This is a genomic window from Spirillospora sp. NPDC048819 (assembly GCF_040650055.1).
GTDB lineage: Bacteria > Actinomycetota > Actinomycetes > Streptosporangiales > Streptosporangiaceae > Spirillospora.
In genome coordinates, this window is record NZ_JBEZGN010000009.1 from 228,686 (window position 1) to 248,757 (window position 20,072).

General features: G+C 70.4%; 18 protein-coding genes and 1 tRNA gene. 8 read left to right on the top strand and 11 right to left on the bottom strand.

Annotated features, from left to right (window positions below; translation table 11 throughout):
* Positions 1–78 precede the first annotated feature (78 nt).
* Complete coding sequence (locus tag AB0C35_RS15875) at positions 79–1,458, top strand: FAD-binding oxidoreductase (RefSeq protein ID WP_358455645.1); 1,380 nt, start codon at positions 79–81, stop codon at positions 1,456–1,458.
* Between the two features lie 349 nt (positions 1,459–1,807).
* On the opposite strand, the gene AB0C35_RS15880 is transcribed toward AB0C35_RS15875, so the two are convergent.
* From AB0C35_RS15880 to AB0C35_RS15890, 3 genes are all read right to left on the bottom strand, one after another.
* The gene (locus AB0C35_RS15880) at positions 1,808–2,884 is read right to left on the bottom strand and encodes a hypothetical protein (RefSeq protein WP_358455647.1); all 1,077 of its coding nucleotides are present in this window, start codon (positions 2,882–2,884) and stop codon (positions 1,808–1,810) included.
* A 212-nt stretch (positions 2,885–3,096) separates the two neighbouring features.
* Positions 3,097–3,909 (bottom strand): crotonase/enoyl-CoA hydratase family protein, encoded by an 813-nt coding sequence (locus AB0C35_RS15885; protein ID WP_358455649.1) that lies wholly within the window; start codon positions 3,907–3,909, stop codon positions 3,097–3,099.
* Positions 3,910–3,916: 7 nt separating this feature from the next.
* Positions 3,917–4,690: an SDR family oxidoreductase gene (locus AB0C35_RS15890; RefSeq protein ID WP_358455652.1), complete on the bottom strand. Its 774-nt coding sequence runs from the start codon at positions 4,688–4,690 to the stop codon at positions 3,917–3,919.
* A gap of 302 nt (positions 4,691–4,992) precedes the next feature.
* Here AB0C35_RS15890 and AB0C35_RS15895 point away from each other — a divergent pair, with 302 nt between their 5' ends.
* Both AB0C35_RS15895 and AB0C35_RS15900 read left to right on the top strand, forming a co-directional pair.
* Complete coding sequence (locus AB0C35_RS15895; protein WP_358455655.1) at positions 4,993–5,841, top strand: SDR family oxidoreductase; 849 nt, start codon at positions 4,993–4,995, stop codon at positions 5,839–5,841.
* Positions 5,842–5,851: 10 nt separating this feature from the next.
* Positions 5,852–6,961, top strand: a complete 1,110-nt coding sequence (locus AB0C35_RS15900; RefSeq protein WP_358455658.1) for a DNA topoisomerase IB — start codon at positions 5,852–5,854, stop codon at positions 6,959–6,961.
* An 81-nt stretch (positions 6,962–7,042) separates the two neighbouring features.
* On the opposite strand, the gene AB0C35_RS15905 is transcribed toward AB0C35_RS15900, so the two are convergent.
* The 4 genes from AB0C35_RS15905 to AB0C35_RS15920 form a co-directional block, all read right to left on the bottom strand.
* On the bottom strand, positions 7,043–7,804 hold the full coding sequence (locus AB0C35_RS15905) for a metallophosphoesterase (protein ID WP_358455660.1): 762 nt from the start codon (positions 7,802–7,804) through the stop codon (positions 7,043–7,045).
* The gene (locus tag AB0C35_RS15910) at positions 7,801–8,067 is read right to left on the bottom strand and encodes a BON domain-containing protein (protein WP_358455662.1); all 267 of its coding nucleotides are present in this window, start codon (positions 8,065–8,067) and stop codon (positions 7,801–7,803) included. Before AB0C35_RS15910 ends, AB0C35_RS15905 begins: the two co-directional genes overlap by 4 nt.
* 110 nt (positions 8,068–8,177) lie before the next feature.
* Positions 8,178–8,798 carry a hypothetical protein gene (locus tag AB0C35_RS15915; protein ID WP_358455663.1) on the bottom strand — a complete coding sequence of 207 codons (621 nt, stop codon included), beginning with the start codon at positions 8,796–8,798 and terminating at the stop codon, positions 8,178–8,180.
* A 75-nt stretch (positions 8,799–8,873) separates the two neighbouring features.
* Positions 8,874–10,232 carry a family 1 glycosylhydrolase gene (locus AB0C35_RS15920; RefSeq protein WP_358455665.1) on the bottom strand — a complete coding sequence of 453 codons (1,359 nt, stop codon included), beginning with the start codon at positions 10,230–10,232 and terminating at the stop codon, positions 8,874–8,876.
* A gap of 916 nt (positions 10,233–11,148) precedes the next feature.
* Between AB0C35_RS15920 and AB0C35_RS15925 the strand changes: the two genes are divergently transcribed.
* A complete protein-coding gene (locus tag AB0C35_RS15925) occupies positions 11,149–11,592 on the top strand; it encodes a C40 family peptidase (RefSeq protein WP_358455667.1) in 444 nt (147 codons plus the stop codon).
* 128 nt (positions 11,593–11,720) lie between these two features.
* Here the strand turns inward: AB0C35_RS15925 and AB0C35_RS15930 are convergent, their stop codons facing one another.
* Positions 11,721–12,794 carry an alkene reductase gene (locus AB0C35_RS15930; RefSeq protein WP_358455670.1) on the bottom strand — a complete coding sequence of 358 codons (1,074 nt, stop codon included), beginning with the start codon at positions 12,792–12,794 and terminating at the stop codon, positions 11,721–11,723.
* Between the two features lie 100 nt (positions 12,795–12,894).
* On the opposite strand from AB0C35_RS15930, the gene AB0C35_RS15935 reads away from it, so the two are divergent.
* Both AB0C35_RS15935 and AB0C35_RS15940 read left to right on the top strand, forming a co-directional pair.
* Positions 12,895–15,825: an AAA family ATPase gene (locus AB0C35_RS15935; RefSeq protein WP_358455673.1), complete on the top strand. Its 2,931-nt coding sequence runs from the start codon at positions 12,895–12,897 to the stop codon at positions 15,823–15,825.
* A complete protein-coding gene (locus AB0C35_RS15940; protein ID WP_358455675.1) occupies positions 15,822–16,667 on the top strand; it encodes an ADP-ribosylglycohydrolase family protein in 846 nt (281 codons plus the stop codon). The genes AB0C35_RS15935 and AB0C35_RS15940 overlap by 4 nt, the downstream gene beginning before the upstream one ends.
* Here the strand turns inward: AB0C35_RS15940 and AB0C35_RS15945 are convergent.
* Both AB0C35_RS15945 and AB0C35_RS15950 read right to left on the bottom strand, forming a co-directional pair.
* The gene (locus AB0C35_RS15945) at positions 16,662–17,351 is read right to left on the bottom strand and encodes a dienelactone hydrolase family protein (protein ID WP_358455677.1); all 690 of its coding nucleotides are present in this window, start codon (positions 17,349–17,351) and stop codon (positions 16,662–16,664) included. The genes AB0C35_RS15940 and AB0C35_RS15945 overlap by 6 nt on opposite strands.
* 1 nt (position 17,352) lies before the next feature.
* Positions 17,353–17,751: a PaaI family thioesterase gene (locus AB0C35_RS15950; protein WP_358455680.1), complete on the bottom strand. Its 399-nt coding sequence runs from the start codon at positions 17,749–17,751 to the stop codon at positions 17,353–17,355.
* A 25-nt stretch (positions 17,752–17,776) separates the two neighbouring features.
* Here AB0C35_RS15950 and AB0C35_RS15955 point away from each other — a divergent pair, with 25 nt between their 5' ends.
* Positions 17,777–19,063, top strand: coding sequence for a cytochrome P450 (locus AB0C35_RS15955; protein ID WP_358455683.1), 1,287 nt, complete (start codon positions 17,777–17,779; stop codon positions 19,061–19,063).
* A 43-nt stretch (positions 19,064–19,106) separates the two neighbouring features.
* A tRNA-Lys gene (locus tag AB0C35_RS15960) sits at positions 19,107–19,182 on the top strand.
* 248 nt (positions 19,183–19,430) lie between these two features.
* Here the strand turns inward: AB0C35_RS15960 and AB0C35_RS15965 are convergent.
* Positions 19,431–20,072: tyrosine-type recombinase/integrase (locus tag AB0C35_RS15965; protein ID WP_358455686.1), on the bottom strand; the 642-nt coding region annotated here is incomplete at its 5' end.

Genomic DNA, 20,072 nt, shown 5'->3' on the forward strand with positions numbered 1-20,072 from the left:
CTCGATCCCAGCTCGATCCCAGCCGCCGGCGAGCACTCTGAACCCAAGACGACGAACACGAAGGCAAAGAGGAGAATCATGAACATCGGGGACGAACTGCGCGGCGTGGTCCGGGGCCGGGTGCTCGCGGCGGGCGACAGCGGATTCGACGAAGCGCGGCGCGCCTGGAACCTCGCGGTGGACCAGCACGTCCGGGCGGTGGTCGAGGCCGCCGACACCGACGACGTGGCCGCTCTCGTCCGGCACGCCCGCCTCGCCGGGCTGACCATCGCGGCACAGCCGAGCGGCCACGGAGCGACCGGCGACTTCAACACGACAGGCGGCTTCAACACGACGGGCGGCTTCCGCGCGACTGGTGACCTCCGCGCTGCCGGTGACCTCGGCGAGGTGATCCTGCTCCGCACCGCACGCCTGGACGAGCTGGAGATCCGTCCGGACGAGCGGATCGCCCGAGTCGGCGCGGGCGTCGACTGGGGGCGCGTCCTGAAGGCGGCGAGCCCGCATGGCCTGACCGGTCTCTCGGGCAGCAGCCCGGTGGTCACCGTCACCGGCTACACCCTCGGCGGCGGGCTGAGCTGGTTCGGCCGCAAGTACGGATGGGCGTCCGGGAGCGTCCGCGCGTTCGACATCGTGGACGCGGCCGGTGCCCGCTCCCGGGTGACGTCCGAGACCGACCCGGACCTGTTCTGGGCACTGCGCGGCGGGGGCGGCGACTTCGCGATCGTCACCGCGATCGAGTTCGCCTTGCATCCGGCGCCGCAGCTTCACGGCGGCCGGATGCTGTGGCCCGCCGAGCAGGCTCCCGCCGTCCTGGACGCCTACCGGGAGATCACCGCGGCGGCACCGGACGAGCTGACCGTCTGGTACGAACTGCTCAAGTTCCCGGGTGCGGCCCAGCTGACGGCGATCGACAGCGCCTTCCTCGGCGACGGAGGCGACGCGGAGGCACTCCTGCGTCCGCTCGACAAGATCCCCGGAAGGATCTCCGATTCCAGCGCGCCGCTGCCGGTCGCCGACCTGGGATCGATCACCGCGGAGCCGACCGACCCGGGCCCCGGACGATCCCGCGCGGAACTGCTGACCGAACTGACCGACGACGTGGCGGCGGCGCTGCTGGAACGCCCCGTCGACCCGCTGCTCAGCGTCCAGTTGCGGCACCTCGGCGGCGCGCTGGCCCGCCCGTCCGGCACGCCCGCCGGGCATCTGGACGAGCCGTTCGCCCTCTACATGTTCGGCGTCCCCGGCGAGGACGGCGGCACGGCCGTGCGCGACCGCCAGCAGGAGATCGCGAACGCCCTCGTCCCGTACACGACGGGCCGCAAGCCGTTCACCTTCCTCGCTCCCGGCGAGCGCGCCGCGAACGCCTTCACGCCCGGTACGCTCGCCCGGCTCCGCGACCTGAAGCGCAGCCGCGACCCGCACGGCGTCTTCCGCAGCAACTTCCCCGTCCTCAATTGATGCGCGCACAACCTGCCCAAGCACAGCGGACCCAACGCAGCACGTGCTGCGCGGAACCGCCCCGCGCAGCACGACCGGCGCGGACGCCCAGCGCGGCACGACTCGCGCGGGACGACCAGCCCAGCACGACCGGCGCGCGACGCCCGGCGCAGCACAGACCGGCGCAGCACAGACCGGCGCAGCACAGACCGGCGCAGCACAACCGGGGCGGTGGGACGGGCGTTGCATGACCCGCGCAGCACGACCGCGCAATGCGACCGCGCAATGCGAACGGCGTGGCGGGCTGCCGGGTGGAGCACGGCGCCCGCCCCGCCGGGGGCGGCGGGGCGGGTGTGTACGGCAGGGTGGATCAGCTGAAGTACTCGATGAACGGGGACTTCTTGTCGAGGGCGGAGTCGGTGCCGGCGCTCACGATGGCGGAGGTGCCGGGGCGTGCGTCGGCGTCGGTGGCCTGGACGGCGCCGGAGCGGGCCGGGCCGTTGAGGATCGTCCAGGACGAGCCGTTGTAGTGCATGTACTGCGTCTTGTTCCCGGTGGTGATCGGGAGCATGACGACGCCGCCGCCGCCGTCGGACGACAGCCCGATGCCGGCGGCGTTCAGCGGGGTGTTGACCGTCTTCCAGGAGGTCCCGTCGTAGCGCAGGATCGCGTTGGTGATCTGGGCGTTCTGCCGGACGCGCAGCACGTAGACGTTCGTCGGCGAGTCGGCGACGATGCGGTGCAGGGTGCCCTGGAAGGCGGGGACGCCCATGTTGCCGGGCACGTCGATCTTCTTCCAGGACGTCCCGTTGAAGTGCATCACCAGGCCGGTGACGGAGGTGCCGCTCGACGACGTTGTGCCGGCGAGCCAGACGTCGTCCTTGGAGCGGACGTCCACGGCGGTGATCGAGGAGGACGGCGGCAGCGGAACCTGTGGGTCGACCCAGGCGCTGCCCGTCCAGCGGAGGATGGCGCTGGGTCCGCCTGCGGCGGCGTCGATCCCGGCGATGGAGTAGGCGGTGCCGTCGGGAGCGGCGGAGACGGCCGTCGGGAAGCCCACCAGCGGGTAGGACACCTGGTTCCACTTGGTGCCGTTCCAATGGAGGCTGGTGGTGCCCCACATGCTGTAACCGATGATCCATGCCTTGTCGGCGCCGGCGACGGCGACGTCGGTGGGCGTGAAGCCGACCGGGCTGGTGTCGGCGACCCAGGACGAGCCCGTCCAGCGTGCGATCTTGGCCTGGGGGCTGAAGAAGGAGCCGGCGGCGCCGACGGCCCATCCGGCGTTCTGGGCGCCGAAGTCGACCCTGTCGAGGGTGCCGTTGTAGTTCAGCGCCGCGCCGGGGATGTCCTTCCAGCCGGCGGCGTGCGCGGGGGCGGCCACGGCGACCGTCCCGGCACCGCAGGCCAGGGCGGTGGCGACCACCAGCAGCGCGTTCCTTCGCATCTGTGCACTCCCAAGATCATCGCAAGGCTGAGGCACGAGAGTACGGCAATACTTACTGGGAGGTAATGGGAACTCCCCTAGCGGCCAGAACAGGACGCATCAGGCACTTGCGTCACATACGTCAAGACGCCCGGAACCAGTTGATTCCGGGCGTCTCGGCGTTACGGCGTCTCGGCGTCTCGGCCGGGGCCGGCGGCGAAGCCAGGGTGGGGCTACTCGCCCTTCCAGTTCGGCTTGCGCTTCTCGGCGAACGCCGCCGGTCCCTCCTGGGCGTCCTTGGACGTGAAGACGGGCAGCACGATGTCCTGCTGCTTCTTCCACGCCTCGTCCGACGACCAGTCCGCGGACTCGACGATGACCTTCTTGGTCGCCGCGAGCGCCAGCGGGGCGTTCTCGGCGACCTTCAGGGCCAGTTCCTTGGCCGCCGCGAGCGCGCCGCCCGACTCGGCGAGCCGGTTGACGAAACCGAGTTCCGCCATCCGCTCCGCCGGATACTTGTCGCCGGTGAGCGCGATCTCCATCGCGATGTGGAACGGGATGCGCTGCGGCAGCCGCAGCAGCCCGCCGCCCGCCGCGACCAGGCCGCGCTTCGGCTCCGGAAGCCCGAACTGGGCGTCCTTCGCCGCGACGATCATGTCGCAGGACAGCGCGACCTCACAACCGCCGGCGAGCGCGTAGCCCTCGACGGCGGCGATCAGCGGCTTGGCCGCCGGACGCTCGGTGATGCCGGCGAACCCGCGTCCCTCGACGGTCGGGTTGTCGCCCGTCAGGAAGCCCTTCAGGTCCATGCCGGCGCAGAACGTCCCGCCGGCGCCGGTGAGGATGCCGATGGACAGGTCCTTGCGGGAGTCGAGCTCGTCGACGGCCGCCGCGATGCCCCGCGCCACCTCGCCGTTGACCGCGTTGCGGGCCTCGGGACGGTTGATGGTGATGACGAGGACGGCGCCGTCTTCTTCGGTGAGCACAGCGGCGTTTCCGGGGGGCGCGGAGGGTCGTCCCCCCTCGGGCGATACAGCGTCGGTCATTCGGGCCTCACTTCGGCTGGAAGCGGATACCGCCGTCGAAGCGGATGGTCTCGCCGTTCATGTAGTCGTTCTCGACCAGGGACTTGACGAGGTGCGCGAACTCCGACGCCTTGCCCATCCGCTTCGGGAACGGGACGGGCGCGGCGAGCTTGGCCTTGAACGCGTCCGCGGCCTCGCCCTCGCCGTAGATCGGGGTGTCGATGATGCCCGGGCAGATGGTGTTCACCCGGACGCCGATCGCGGCGAGGTCGCGCGCGGCCGGCAGCGTCATGCCGATGATGCCGCCCTTGGACGCCGAGTAGGCGAGCTGCCCGGTCTGGCCCTCGATGCCGGCGATGGACGCGGTGTTGATCACCACGCCGCGGGCGCCGTCGGCGTCGGCGGGCTCGGTCTTGGAGATGGCGGCGGCGCCGATCCGCATCAGGTTGAAGGTACCGATCAGGTTGATCCGGATGACGGTCTCGTAGGAGGCGAGGTCATGCGGTGTGCCGTCGCGGTTCACGGTCCGCGACGCCCAGCCGATGCCGGCGCTGTTGACGATGACGCGCAGCGGGTTGCCGGTGTCGACGGCGGCCTGGACGGCGGCCTGCACCTGCTCCTCGTTCGACACGTCCGTCTTGACGAAGACACCGCCGACCTCGTCGGCGAGGGCCTTGCCCTTGTCCTCGTTCAGGTCGGCGATGACCACCTTGGCGCCGTCGGCGGCCAGCGCGCGGACGGTGGCCTCACCGAGGCCGCTCGCTCCACCGGATACGACGGCGGAAACTCCGTTCAGGTCCATAAGCAGCACCTTACGTCAGGGACCGAATGTGGTTCGGGGTGATGTTACCCAGAGGTCACCACGCGCGCCGCTCACCCCCCGGCGGATTGCGGAGCACGATGTTACTCAAGGGTCACAATAGGGGGAACGTTTGCTCTCCGCCGCCCCGGGCACGCGCTCCCCATGAACCAGGTGAGCCGCGGGCCTTGACGGGCCGGCTCCTCACCAGGAACTCCTCACCAGGAACTCCTCACCAGGAACAGGGTCACGATCGGAGCGAACCGGGAAGCGTGGGGGCTCGTCCCCCCACGGGGAGCAGAGCCATGAGCGAGCGACCGGCACAGAGCCAGCCATACCCCGGCCGGACCGGGGACATGTCACCCGAACCCCGCGACGAGATGCGCGACTACACCGGGAGCGGCCTGCTGGACGGGCGCCGCGCCCTCATCACCGGCGGCGACTCCGGCATCGGGCGCGCCACCGCCGTCGCGTTCGCCAAGGAGGGCGCCGACGTCGCGATCACGTACCTGGAGGAGGACGACGACGCCCGGCACACCGCGCGCCTCGTCGAAGCGGCCGGACGCCGCTGCTTCACGTTCGGCGGCGACCTGGCCGAGGAACGGCACTGCCGCGAGGTCGTCGAGCACGCCGTCCGCGACCTCGGCGGGCTCGACCTGCTCGTCCTGCACCACGGCACGCAGACACCGGTGAAGGACGTCCGCGAGATCGACGACGCGCAACTGCGCCGGACGTTCGACGTGAACGTCTTCGCGTTGTTCTGGACCGTCCAGCAGGCCCTCGACCACATGGGGCCGGGATCGTCCATCATCATCACGGGCTCCATCAACGGGCTGCGCGGCAACAAGACGCTCATTGACTACTCCGCCAGCAAGGCGGCCGCGATGACGCTGATGGAGTGCCTCGCCCAGAACCTCATGGACCGCGAGATCCGCGTCAACTGCGTCGCCCCCGGCCCGGTCTGGACGCCGCTGATTCCGGCCACGTTCGAGGAAGAACGCGTCGAGAGCTTCGGGCAGCAGGCACCGATGGGACGCGCCGCCGACCCCGACGAGATCGCACCGTCCTACGTGTTCTTCGCCTCCAACCGCCAGTCGTCGTACTACACGGGGCAGACGCTGGTGCCGGCGGGCGGCGAGATCCATCCGGGCTAGTGGACGGCTGATGAATCTTCAGCGAAGCGACCCCGCCGAGCCCGGCTTCGGACGGCGCAAGCACGGCAAGGGCTTCGTGTATCTCGGTCTCGACGGCCGTCCTCTGGACGACCCGTCCGAGAAGGAACGAATCAGGTCGCTGGTCATCCCACCCGCATGGAAGGACGTCTGGATCTGCCCTGACCCGGACGGCCACATCCAAGCGATCGGCACCGACGCGGCCGGACGACGCCAGTACCTCTACCACGAGGCATGGCGGGAACAGCGCGACCGAGAGAAATACAAGCACGTCCTAGAACTCGCCGACCGGCTGCCCAAGGTCCGCGACACGCTCGCCGAACATCTCGCCGGACGCGGCTACGGCCGTGACCGGGTGCTCGCCGCCGCCGTCCGCCTCATCGACCTCGGGTTCTTCCGCATCGGCGGGGAGGCGTACGCGTCGGAGAACGGCACGTTCGGGCTCGCCACCGTACTGCGCGAGCACGTCACCTGCCGGCGCAACGAGGTCGCCTTCGAGTACCCGGCGAAGGGTTCGAAGGAGCGGTACCAGTCCGTCGCCGAAGAGGACGTCTGCAAGGTCGTGAGCGGCCTCAAGCGCCGCCGCGACGACTCCCCCGAACTGCTCGCCCACCGCACCCGCGACGGCTGGCACGACGTCACGACCACCGACATCAACGACTTCGTCAGGGAGGTCACCGGCGGCGACTTCACCGCCAAGGACTTCCGCACCTGGCACGCCACCGTCCTCGCGGCGGTCGGGCTCGCCGTGTCCGTCCGCGCCGGCGACAGCGACACGGACGCCGGCGACAGCGACACGGACATCGACACCAACACCGGTACGGACACCGGCGCCGCCCGCAAGGGCAAGGGCAAGGGCAGCGAGACAGCCCGCAAGCGCGCCGTCGTCCGCGTCGTCAAGGAGGTCGCCTCCTACCTCGGCAACACCCCGGCCGTGGCGCGGGCCTCCTACATCGACCCCCGCATCATCGACCTCTACGAGGAGGGCCGGACCATCGCACCCGCCCTCGGCAAACTCGGCGTGGAGACCGCGGAGGGCGAACTCGCCACCCAGGGCCCCGCCGAACGGGCAGTCCTCGACCTGCTCCGCGCCGCGGACTGACCGAGATGGGCGACCGCGAGATCTCTCCCCTCCAACCAGATCTCACGATCGCCCACCGTCCGTCCCCCGGAGGCATGCGCTTCACCATGCGGAGACGCTCTCCTGGACGCGGTGACGCCCGGCCGCTTCCGATGTGTCGAGGCGGTACAGCGCGTAGGCGTGCTGCAGTACGGGCAGGGCGACATTGCGCACCCGAACCCCGCCCTGGGTGAGGCCCTTCTCCGTTCCCCTATGCGCGTGGCCATGCACGGCGAGGTCGGCACCGGCCGAGTCGATCGCCTCACCCAGCAGGTAGCTGCCAAGGAAGGGATAGATCTCCGGCGGCTCGCCCTGAAGGGTGTCCTCTGCGGGCGAGTAGTGCGTCAGGCTGATGGTCACGTCCGCGTCCAAGCCCAGGAGTGCTGTACAGAGCCGTCCGGCGAAGTCCTTGGTGTGCGCGACGAACGCCTTCATCTCCCGTTCGCCGAAGTCGCTGGCGCACTTGCCCTCGAACCCGCCGCCGAACCCCTTTCCGCCCGCGATGCCGAGCCTCGTCCCGCCGCAGTCCAGGACCGTCCCGTCCCCCTCCAGGACGGTCACACCGGCGTCGCGCAGCACGTCCGCGATCTCCTCCTCGGCGTCGGAGTGGTAGTCGTGGTTTCCGAGGACCGCGACCACCGGGACGCCGACGTCACGCAGCTCACCCGCCGCGATCCGGCCCTCCTCGACCGTCCCGTGCCTGGTCAGGTCGCCGGCGACCAGGAACACGTCCGCCTGGTCGGCCAGCGCGGACAGGTGCCGCCGGTACGTCCCGGCGGCCTCCGGCCCGACGTGCAGGTCCCCCGCCGCAGCCACATGGATCATGAAAGCCTCTCCTCCCCCTCCGGCTCGGCGACCGCGACGACGTGCACCTCGTTGCAGATCTCGCGGCCTTCGGCGACGCCCCGGGCGGCCTCCTCCACGTCCCGCCGCCGCTCCTCGCTCACCACCTCACCGCGCAGATGCACGACATCGCCGCGAATGTCGACGCGGATGCCCAGTTCGTACGCCTCGTTCGCGAGCCTCTCTTGAATGTGCGCGGACAGATATCCGGGCAGATCAGCCACACCACGATCCCTTTCGGTCACCGTCGCCTCCTCTCACTCACAACACGCCCCCAACGCACGACGCACCCCCACGACGCACCCCCAGCGCACGACGCACCCGGCGCACGACGCATCCAGCCACAGCAGGCGGGTCACAGGACGTCCTCCTCGATGACGTGGAGGCGGGCGAGCAGCGTCAGGAAGGCGTAGGCGTACGGAGATCGCCCCGTCTCGGCGGCGACCACGCGCCAGTCCACCTGCTCCCGCACCGCCCGGCTCACGTGCAGGAACCCGCTGAAGTCGCAGGCGGTCTCGGTGAACGCCAGCAGCCTCATGATCATCAGGTCGGTGGCGGGGAGGACGGGCATGAGCACCGCCCCGACGGTCATCTCGTCCGCCCGCCCGAGCAGTTCACCGTCCACCGGACGGCCCGACGGGGTGTGGATCAGGTCGATGAGGTACTCACCGTCGCACGCCTTCTCCAGCCAGTTCTCCGGGCTCTCCAGATGCGTCATGCCCGCGGCGCCGAGCGCGTCCAGCGCCGCCTGGACGTCCCGCTGACGCACCACGAAGTCGACGTCGTGCGTCGACACGGCCGCGCCGTGCGCGTACGCGGCGAACCCGCCCGCGAGCGCGTACTCGATGCCGGCGTCCCGTAGCGCGGCGGCCGCGCGCTTCAGGCTCAGCAGCAGTCTGTCCGCCGCGCCGCCCAAGCCGGGACCCGGACCGGCGGTACCGGACCCGCGGCCCATGAGCTTGGGTTCTGTCCGCACATCCCCCACGCGATCCCCTGGTCAATAACGGTCGCGGTGGCGGTACCCGGGGACGCGCAGGTCATGCCTCGGCCGTCACCCCGGGACGCGGTATTCGGCGGGCGGTGTCGGCGTCGTGCCGAAGCAGGTGGCGATGGGGTCCTCGATCGAGCACCAGCCCGGCTCGCGTACCGGCACATACCCAGATGGAACGCCCTGGTTCGCGATGATCGACCGGTAGGTCGGAACGGCGTCGGTCGGACGACGCTCCAAGGACGGGTCGGTCAGCACGTCCACCGTGTACAGCCCGAAGCGTGGCCGGTAGCTGCCCCATTCGTAGTTGTCCGTGAGGCTCCAGTAGTTGTAGCCCATCATCTTGACGCCCTCGGCCATCGCCCGCTGGACCCAGTAGAGGTGGTCCCGCAAATGGTCCGTGCGCGTGTAGCCGTCCGGGCGCGGCTTGCCGTCGTCGGTCGGCATGCCGTGCTCGACGATGTACACGGGCAGGTGCGGTAGCCGTCGCTGGTAGTTCTTGAGGACGTAGTACAGCCCCTCCGGCTCCGGGTCGATCTTCCAGAACTCGCCGGTGAGGGCGTACACGGCGCTGAAGTTCTCAAGGTTCGCGCCGTAGTAGTAGTCGATCCCGATGAAGTCGAGCTTGTCGGTGACGTCGTTGAACAGGGCCGCGTCGAAGATTCCGTTAATGGCCGTCCCGTACGCGACGTTGCTCGACACCATGGCTTCCGGGTCGACCCTGTGAATCATGTCGTAGGCGGCACGGTGGGTCTTGATGAGGGCGTCGCGCATCGTCAGCATCTGGCCGATGTTCATCGGACGGGTGGTCAGTTCCTTGTAGATGTAGGCACTGGCCTCGTTGAACGTGATCCAGATGACGTCTTGGTCCTTGTAGCGGTTGACGACGAACTCGGCGTTGCGCAGCCAGTCTTCCTGTGTGCGCGGGTTGTCCCAGGCGCCCTGGTCTGCCACCCATCCCGGGTACACCCAGTGGTCGAGCGTGAGCATAGGCCGCATCCCGTTCGCCTTGATCTGGCGGATGAGGTCGTCGTAGTAGGCGATCGCGTCCGGGTCGCGGTGCCCCCGGCGCGGCTCGATCCGCGACCACTCGATGGACGTGCGGAAGACGTCCACACCGAGGCCCTTGGCGAGCTTCAGGTCACTGGGGTAGCGGTGCCGGAAGTCGACGGAGTCGCCGTACGGGTGCTCGACCCCGTTCGCCCCCTCCTCCGCGTATCTCGTCCAGTTGCTGTCCGGGAACGAACCCTCGCTCTGGAACCCGGACGTGGAGACACCCCAGAGGAAGCCCTGCGGGAACTTGACCGTTGACGGTTTGTCCTGGGCGGTCGCAGGTGACGCGGCGACCAGCGCCAGCGCCACCGACAGGGTGAGGGCTGATAGGAGACGTGCGGGACGCGCTCTGCCGGGCCTGCCGAACACGGGGCTCCCTCCGGAGACCGGACATGAATCTCCTTCGGACTACAGGTGGCTTGGGCGTCCCCGTCAACCCCCTGGACCGGCCGAATCCGGCTATCCGGCCCAACCACTCCACCCGCCACCCCGAGGCCGCCCCCGGTGCGACTCACCCGAAAAGTCGATCACTAGCGGTCATTTAGCGATCTGTGATCGACCCCACAAATGGCCGGTCCCGGGAGCCGAGTTATCCACAGAACGCCGTTCTATCTACCCGCCTTCACTCGGGGCGCGAGCATAGACGTCGATCTTCATTCGGGATCGGTGATGCGTATCACACATTCCGGAATGGGGTCGAAACATACGCAGGCCATCGCGGGGGCCTCCGCCCCACTGCCAGTGCCTGCCGACACGAAAATGCCGAGGGGATTTGCCTTGTTCGCCCGAGTCCGCCTACGTTCCTGCTCGGTTCATGCGGCACAGAAGGCCGCCCAGATAACAGAACACGCACTCCGACGAGCGGCCGCGACGTGCCTGGCCACCATTGCGCAGCCGGCACGTCCTCCCAGGGCCGTCCCCTCGGCCCCCTCCCCGAAGGCCGCCGTCGGTCGCCGAGTCCGTGCAGCCGAGAGGCACGGAACCGGAAGCGGCCGTGATTCTCCTGCGTCCTCCTTGATGACGCTTTGGAGCCGCACGGCCGCGGCATCCCGAATCCATGGTGAACACCCCGTGGATGACGGCTGCCCGGTAGGCACCACCCGCGAGGTCTGGAGTCATTCTGAATACCCCCCGAATCACCTCGAAGACCGGAATCACCACTGGCGGCCTCGCCCTCACCACGGCCGCGGCACTGGGAACATCCCTCCTCGCAGCCGCCCCCGCAGAGGCAGCAGCACCATCGCAAAAGAACCGCACCCTCACGGCCACACCGACCACCACGACGATGCCGACCACCCATGCCAAGCTGGCCACCACGGCCAGGCCGGTCGCCGCGGCCTCCACATCCCGGACCGGGAAGCAGAAGAAGCGCGCCGCCTACGCCGTGAAGTACGCCGCGAAGCAGATCGGCGATCCGTACCGCTACGGCGGGACGGGCCCGGGCTCATGGGACTGCTCGGGCCTCGCCGGAGGCGCCTGGCGCAAGGCCGGGGTGAAGCTCCCCCGCACCAGCCAGCAGATCTATCGCGCCGTGAAGAAGAAGGTCTCCTGGAAGGGAGCCGTCAAGGGCGACCTGCTGTTCTTCTACAGCGGCCGGTCCCACGTCGGCATCTACGCCGGCCACGGCTACATGATCCACGCGCCCAACTCACGCTCCCGGGTCAAGAAGCTCAAGCTGAACGCCTACTACAAGCGAAACTTCAACGGCGGCGTCCGCCCCGGCCTCTAGCCCGGCCCCGGCCTCCAACCCACCCCCGGCCTCTAGCTCAGCCTCGGCCTCCAACCCGCCCCCGCCCCCAGACGGCGCCAGGCGGGGCCGCCGGGGGGATGGGTGGCGGGGGGATTGGTGGCGGGGGGCTACGTGAGGGGCGGGTAGTCGGTGTAGCCGCGGTGGTCGCCGCCGTAGAACGTCGCCTGGTCCGCCTCGTTGTAGGGGCCGCCGGCCTTGATTCGGGCGGGCAGGTCCGGGTTGGCCAGCCACATCTCGGCGAACGCGACCGCGTCGGCCACGCCCTCCCGCAAGGCCTCGGCGCCGTACTCCGGCTTGGAGGGGAACGACTCGGGCGTCGGGTGCGGGTTGAGGATCAGCGCGCCGGGCCACTCGGCACGGATCCGGCGGGTCGTCCCGCGGTCGCCCAGCTCCATGACGTGCAGGTAGGCGAGGCCGTACGGGGCGAGTGCGGCGATCAGCGCCGAGTACAGCTCGGGAGTGTCGCTTTCGCTGACGCCGTTCGCGGTGCCGCCCGGCGACACGCGGAAGCCCACCCGGTCGGCGCCGATCGTGTCCGACACCGCCTGCGCGACCTCGACGGCGAACCTGATGCGGTTCTCGACCGTCCCGCCGTACGCGTCGGTCCGGGTGTTGCTGCCGTCGGCGAGGAACTGCTGGATCAGGTAGCCGTTCGCGCCGTGCAACTCCACCCCGTCGAACCCGGCCTCGATCGCATTGCGCGCCGACGCGGCGAAATCGTCGACGGCCTGCACGATGTCGTCAAGCGTCATCTCCCGGGGCTCGGGGTGGTCGAGCATCCCGTCCGGGGTGAACAACTGCTCGCCGGACGCGATCGGCGAAGGCCCGAGCGGCAACCCCCCATCCGGGTACAGGACGGGGTGGCCGACACGGCCCGCGTTCATCAGCTGGGCGAAGATCCGTCCGCCCTCGGCGTGGACGGCGTCGGTCACCGTCCGCCATGCCGCCACCTGGTCGGCGGAGTGCAACCCGGGCGTGAGGATGTACCCCTGACCCCGGACGCTCGGCTGCGTTCCCTCGGTGATGATCAGCCCGGCGCCGGCGCGCTGCCGGTAGTACTCGGCGGTCAACTCGGTCACGGTGCCGTCCTCGGTGGCCCGGCTGCGGGTCATCGGCGCCATCACCAGGCGGTTGGACAGCTCCACCTTCCCCGCGGACAGTGGCTCGAACAGTTCCTGCATGATGTCCTCCTAGTGCGTTCTCGCTGGTCAAGAACGTACGAGCCATCCACTACGGAACGAATCCGTATGACTTCGGTAGTTCGGCCCGTAGTTTGGACTCGTGCTCTACGGGCGGAACGACGAACAGGCGCGAATCTCCTCGCTGCTCTCAGAGGCACGCGAGCACGGCCGCAGCGGCGCGCTCCTCCTGCGCGGGGAGGCCGGCATCGGCAAGTCGGCGCTGCTCACCGAGGCGGCGCGGCTTCTTCCGGCGGACGGGCCTCCGCATGTCCTGCGGGTGACCGGCATCGAGGCGGAGTCCGACATCGCCTACGCGGGCCTCAACCAGCTGCTGTGGCCCGTCCGGGACCGGCTGAACGTCCTCCCACCCCCGCAGGCCGCAGCGCTGCGCTCCGCCCTCGGCGGACCGGACACCGCGCCCGCCGAACCCGGGAGGGACCGCTTCACCACCGGCCTCGCCGTCCTCACGCTGTTCGCCGACCTCGCCGGCGAGAACGGCCCGGTCCTGATCCTGGTGGACGACGCGCAGTGGCTCGACACCGCGACATCCGAGGCGCTGCTGTTCGCGGCGCGGCGGCTCGCGGCCGAAGGCGTGGTGATGCTCTTCGCCTCGCGCGACGACGTGTTCACCGGCACCGGCCTGCCCGAACTGCGCCTGGAAAGGCTGGCGCGCGGCGACGCCGAACGGCTCCTCGCGGCGCGCGACCTGACGCCCACCCGCCGCGCCCGGGTGATCCGGGAGGCGGCCGGCAACCCCCTCGCCCTGCAGGAACTGGGCGCCGCCGGCACCCGCCTCGTGGACGGCCCCGACCCGCTGCCCGTCGCCGACCGGGTGCTCGCCTCGTTCCGCGCCCAGATCGGCCGCCTCCCGGAGAGGACCCGGCTGATGCTGCTGATCACGGCGGCGGAGGGACGCGGGCACATGCCGACGCAGCTGAACGCGGCGCACAGCCTGGGCGTGGACCTCGCCGACCTGGAGGAGGCCGAACGGGCCCGGCTGGTGGCGGTCACCGGCCGCAGCATCGCGTTCCGCCACCCGCTGATCAGGGCGGCCTCGTACCACGGTGCGCCCGCCGCGCGGCGCATCACCGTTCACCAGGCGCTCGCCGACACCGCCGACGACCCGGACTGCCGCGCCCGCCACCGCGCGTCCGCGGCCATGGCGCCGGACGAGGACGTCGCCGCCGAGCTGCAGGACGCGGCGGAGCGGGCCCGCCGCCGCGTGGCGTACGCGACGGCCGCTGCTCTGTACCGGCAGGCGGCCGACCTGACGCCCGTCCCGGACATGCGGGCCGAGAGGCTCGGCACCGCCGCCTCCCTGGTCCTTCAGGCGGGACGGCTCGACGAGGCCGAGGACCTCGCCGTCCAGGCGGAGAAGCTCACCACCGACCCCGCCGGTCCCGCGCGGCTCGCCCGCGTCCACGCCGCCGTCGAGTACGAGCGGGGTGACCCGCGCGCCGCGTCCCGCATGATGGTCGACAACGCCGCCGTCGCGGCGCCGGACGAGCGCGCCGCGATGCTGCGGACCGGCGCCGTGTACGGGTGGACGTCCGGTGAGCTGCCCGCCGTCCTGCGGGCCGCCGAGTTGCTTCCGGGCGACCGCATGGTCAGCGGGCTCGCCCTCCTGGCCCGTGGCGACCACGCCCACGGCCTCCCGCTCCTCACGCAACTGGTCGCGGAAATCCGCGACGGCCGGGTTCACCGCGACGACGCCAGCGACCACACCCACTTCCTAGGCGACCACACCCACGCCGCCAGCGACCACAGCCCTGCCCCCGGCGACCACGCCGTAGGCGCGGCAAGCCTTGCGCGCGGTCTCGGCGACCACGTCCTCGGCTCAGGCGGCCCCGACCTCGGTCCCGGAGATCGCATTCAGGGCGCTGTAGCCGCCGGGCACGGCTCGGGAAGCCTCGCCCCTGACACGGCGAACCGCCTCCGCGGTGCGGGACATGACGTCCTCGGTGTGGGGGATCTGGTGCGCGGCGCGCAGCTCGCGCTGATCATCGGTGCGGACGAGGCCGCGCTGGAACTGGCGGCCGCCGAAGTCGCGCATTCCCGGCGGCACGGGCTGATCGGCGCGCTGCCGAACATCCTCCAGACGCTGGCCCAGGCGCAGATCGCGGCCGGCCGGCACGCGGACGCCGAGGCCACCGTCGCCGAGGCGATCGCGCTGGCCCGCGACACCGGCCGCCCCCACCGGGAGGGACGTCTCGGCGCCGTGCTGTCGCGCGTCGCGGCGATCGAGGGCGACGAGGCCCGGCTGCGCGAGCTGATCGCCCCGCTGGTCATCGCCGGGGCCCCGCCGGCCCGCGGCGGGCTCGCCGACAGTGCCCTAGCCCTCCTCGACCTCGGCCTCGGCCGCTACGACGACGCGCTGCGCCGCCTCGACGAGATCGCCCACGGCCCCCGCCGCCACAGCACGGGCAGCATGGTCTCCGCCGCCGACCATGTCGAGGCGGCGGTGCGTTCCGGGCGGCCCGAACTCGCGCACGCTCCCTTCGAGCGGTTCCGCGCCTGGGCGGAGGCAGGCAGGCAGACGTGGGCCCTCGCCGTCGCCCTCCACTGCGAAGCCCTGCTGACCGACAGCGAGGAACCGTACGCACGCGCCGTCCAGCTACACGAGCAGTCGACGCGGCCGTTCGAGCGGGCTCGCACTGAACTCCTCTACGGCGAGTGGCTGCGGCGGGCCCGCCGCCGCTCCGACGCACGTGTTCCGCTGCGTTCCGCAGTGGAAATCTTCGAGTCCCTACGGGCAACCCCCTGGCTGGACCGCGCGCGCGCCGAACTTCGGGCCACCGGCGAGGCGGGCCCCTCCGTGCCCACGGCACCGGACCTTCTCGACCGCCTCACCCCGCAGGAGCTTCAGGTCGTCCGCATGGCGGCCGAGGGCACGAGCAGCCGCGAGATAGCCTCGCAACTCTTCCTCAGCCCGCGAACGGTCGAGTACCACCTCTACAAGGCGTACCCGAAGCTCGGCATCTCGTCCCGCAAGGAACTGTCCCGCCTCTCCCTGGAACCCGCCACCACATGACGACCCGCGCCTATGCCTCACTCCAGGGCCTCGCCCTGGGGGACGCTCTGGGCTCCCAGTTCTTCGTCCCGGCCAACCGCCACGCCTTCGAAACGCAGACGCTTCCCCCTGGCCCTTGGCAGTGGACGGACGACACCGAGATGGCCGCGTCCATCTACCTCGTCCTGTCCCGGCACGGCACCATCGACCAGGACGCTCTCGCCGCAAGCTTCGCCGAACGGCACGACTTCGACCGCGGCTACGGCCCCTCCACGGGACGGCTCCTGCGGCTCATCCGCGAAGGGGGCGACTGGCGTGCTCTCGCCAGGGAACCGTTCGACGGCGCAGGCTCATGGGGAAACGGTGCCGCGATGCGTGTCGCGCCCATCGGCGCCTGGTTCGTGGACGACCCCGCCGAAGCAGCCCGCCAAGCCGCGCTCTCCGCCGAGGTAACGCACCCTCACCCCGAGGCAGTAGCGGGCGCCATCGCCGTGGCCGTCGCCGCAGCCCTCGCACCCACCAGACCACCGCCCGGCAAGTTCATGGACGAGATCCTCCGTCACGTCCAGGCCGGTACCGTCCGCACGGGCATCACCGAGGCCCGCCACCTTCTGACCATCAGCGACCCGTCGACCGCGTCCGCCGTGCTCGGCAACGGACGTCAGGTCGCCGCGCACGACACCGTCCCGTTCGCCCTCTGGGCCGCCGCACGGAACCTCGGCGACTACGAACGGGCGTTCTGGACGACGGCGGCCGCAGGCGGGGACGTCGACACCACCTGCGCCATCGTCGGCGGCATCCTCGGAGCCGCCCCCGCCGCCTGGCTGCCCGACTGCGAACCGCTGCCGTCCTGGGCGCTATGAGAGGGTTCGGTCGAGGAAGTCCACGGTGAGCCGCCACGCCCGCTCCGCGGGCTCCGGCTGGTGGAACATCGGCGCCTTCCGGTTGTGGAACGCGTGCCCGCCGTCCTCCTGGACGTGGACCTCCATGTCGTCCCGTCCGTCCACCGCGCGCTCCACCTTGGCGACGTCCTCCCGAGGGATGTACGGGTCGCTCCCACCGAAGTGGAACTGCGCCGGCCCCCGAATGGCGTCGATCTGTCCCAAAGCATCCGGAACGCCCGACCCGTAGTAGGACACCAGGGCATCGACCTCGGCGTTGGCGGCCAGCAGATACGCGACGGTCCCGCCGAAGCAGAAGCCCAGGACGCCGACCTTGCCGACACCCGGCAGCCCCTTCAGGACCGCCAGCGCCGCCGCCGCGTCCTCAACGCCCTTCTCCCAGTCGAACCGGGACACCATCGACATCCCCGCCGGGACCGCCTCCTCGTTGTGCACGACCGCCCAGTCCGGCTCGATCCGCCAGAACATGTCGGGCGCCGCCACGACGTACCCGAGCGCCACCAGATCTTCGGCGACCGCCTCCATGTACTCGCCGACCCCGAAGATCTCCTGGACGAGCAGGATCCCCGGCCCCCCGCCGTCCGGAGCCCACACATGCAGGTTGAACTCACCGTCCGGGACAACGACCTTCTCAACGCGCGTCATATCACCCGATGATCGCGTAAACGGCGCTCGCATGCGCGACGGTCTTCGAATCCGCCGTCATGTCGATCTCCGCGAACGCCAACGTCCGCCCCAGCTTCGTCACCTCGACCTCCACCAGCACGTCACGTCCCACCACCGGCCGCTGGAAGGACGTACTGAGCTGCACCGTCGTCATGGGCACGAAAGCGCCCTTCGCCCCCGAAACAGCGATCACGACCGCCGTGTCGGCGGCCGCCATCAACGCCTGCCCGGACAACGCCCCACCCTCCCGGGCCAGCCGATCGGACCACGGCAGCCGCAACACCGCCGTGCCGTCCCCGACCTCCTCAACGACCAGCCCCAGTTCCAGCACCCAGGGCGCAAAGTTGTCACGCAGGATTTCTTCAGGCTTCACCGTCACACCCGACATGATGCACGCTGAGGGCATGCACGACGAGATCTTCCTGCCGTCGACCTACACGACGGGCGTCCCCTACGAGACCTTCCGGAAGCTGCGCGCCGAATCCCCGGTCACCTGGGTCCCCGAACCCGCCGTCGGCCCCTGGCCCGCCGGCCCCGGCTACTGGGCGGTCTTCCGGCACGCCGACGTGAAACACGTCCTGCGCTCCCCGGACCTGTTCTCCTCGAACCTCGGCGCCACCCAGATCCGTGACCCCGACACGCCCGAGGATCTCGCGTTCGTCCGCGCCATGATGCTCAACCAGGACCCGCCCGACCACTCCCGCCTCCGCCGCATCGTCGCCGCCGCGTTCACCCCCCGCGCCGTCCGCGCCCTGGAAGAGACGATCAACGCCCGAGCCCGCACCCTCATCACCTCGGCCCTCGACGAGGAAACCGACTTCGTCGAACTCGCAGCCGACCTCCCCGTCTGGACACTGGCGCACATCATGGGCGTCCCCGACTCCGACCGCCGCCTCCTCTACGACTGGGCGTCCCGCGTCATCGGCTACCAGGACGACGAATACGCAGGCCTGTCCACCGCCGACGCCGCCTCAATGAGCCCCATGGCCCGAGAAGCCATGAAGTACCGCCCCACCACGTCCACCCACCCCGACGGCCGTCCCGTCAACCCCCGCTCCTACACGGCCCTGGCCGACATGTTCGCCTACGCCCACGCACTGGCGGCCGACAAGCGCGCCAACCCGTCCGGCGACATCATGTCCCGCATGCTCGAGGGCGGCCTTACCACCCAAGAGTTCGAGAACATGTTCTTCCTCTTCGCCGTCGCCGGAAACGAAACCCTCCGCAACGGCATCCCCGGCGGCCTCCTCACCCTCCTCGACCACCCGTCCGAACTGGCCCGCCTCCGCGCCGACCCGTCCCTCCTGCCGTCCGCCGTCGAGGAGATGCTCCGCTACTGGCCCCCGGTCATGGACTTCCGCCGCACCGCGGCAACGCCCCTGCAACTCGCCGGCCACGACATCGACGCCGGCGACAAAGTGGTCGTCTACCACGCCTCCGCCAACCGCGACGAAACCGTCTTCCCCTCCCCCGACCGCTTCGACATCACCCGCACCCCCAACGACCACGTCAGCTTCGGCTTCGGCCCCCACTTCTGCCTGGGCGCTCACCTCGCCCGCACCCAGATGCGCGCCATCTTCCGCGAGCTCCTCCCCCACCACATCACCCGCACCGGCACCCCCGTCCGCCTGGCCTCCAACTTCCAGAACGGCCTGAAGCACCTCCCCGTCCACCTGACCCCCACCCCATAACCACGTCGCAAACCCCCCAACGATCTCGGTACCCTTGCACGACGGGTCGCTAGCTCAATTGGCAGAGCTCCGGACTTTTAATCCGTAGGCTGTGGGTTCGAGTCCCACGCGACCCACCACCCTCACCAGGGAAAACACCCTCCTTCGGGCGCGCTGGGGATCATGCCTGGGGCCAGGATGAGGCCCTCCTGGGGACGGGGGATGCAGGCACAGATGCCTTGCAAAGTGCTCTTCTCCCCCCAGGCCGTCGTCGGGCAGGTTGGATCGCGCACCGTCCGGTCGTCAGGTGCGGAAACGGTATGTGGTTGTCCTTTCCCGGTCGAAGATCTCGTGTGGGGAGCCGAGGCTCTGCGTCGCGTGCGAGCCGCTACCAGGCGGGAGGCTGCGGGGCCGGTCGAGCCCGGGGTCTCGCACGCGTGTGCCTGTTCGTCCTGCTGGTGCGCTTTCGGGGCAGTCGCACCTGTCCGTTGCGTGGGGCGCGCTGCTTTCGGCGGGTCGGGCCTTTGCCGCGGCGGCGGTTGGTGCCGGGCACGATGCCGGCGGCGTGCATGAGCAGCGCGGCGGTCTTCTCGGCTGCGGTGCGGGCGACCTGGGGTAGGACGCTGGTGTAGGTGTCGGCGGTCAGCACGATGCTGGCATGCCCCAGCATCTCCTGCACCACCTTCAACTCCACACCCGCGGCCAGGGCCAGCGTCGCGGCGCCATGCCGCAGATCGTGCAACCGGATCGGCGGCACGTCCTGCTCAGCGATCAACCGCTGGAATTGATGCGTCAGCCACCCCGGCGACACCGGCTCACCGTTGAGATTGGTGAACACATAACCGCTGTCGCAGTACCCCTCGCCGAACGCCTCCTGCTCGGCCCGCTGCTGGCTCCGGTGCACCCGCAAAGCTGCCACGGTGGTGCGGTCCAGTGCGATCACCCGGTTGCTGTGCGGCGTCTTGGGCGCGCACGCGGTCAGCCGGCCGTTCCTGCGCTGCACCTGCCGGCAGATCACCGCGGTTCCTGC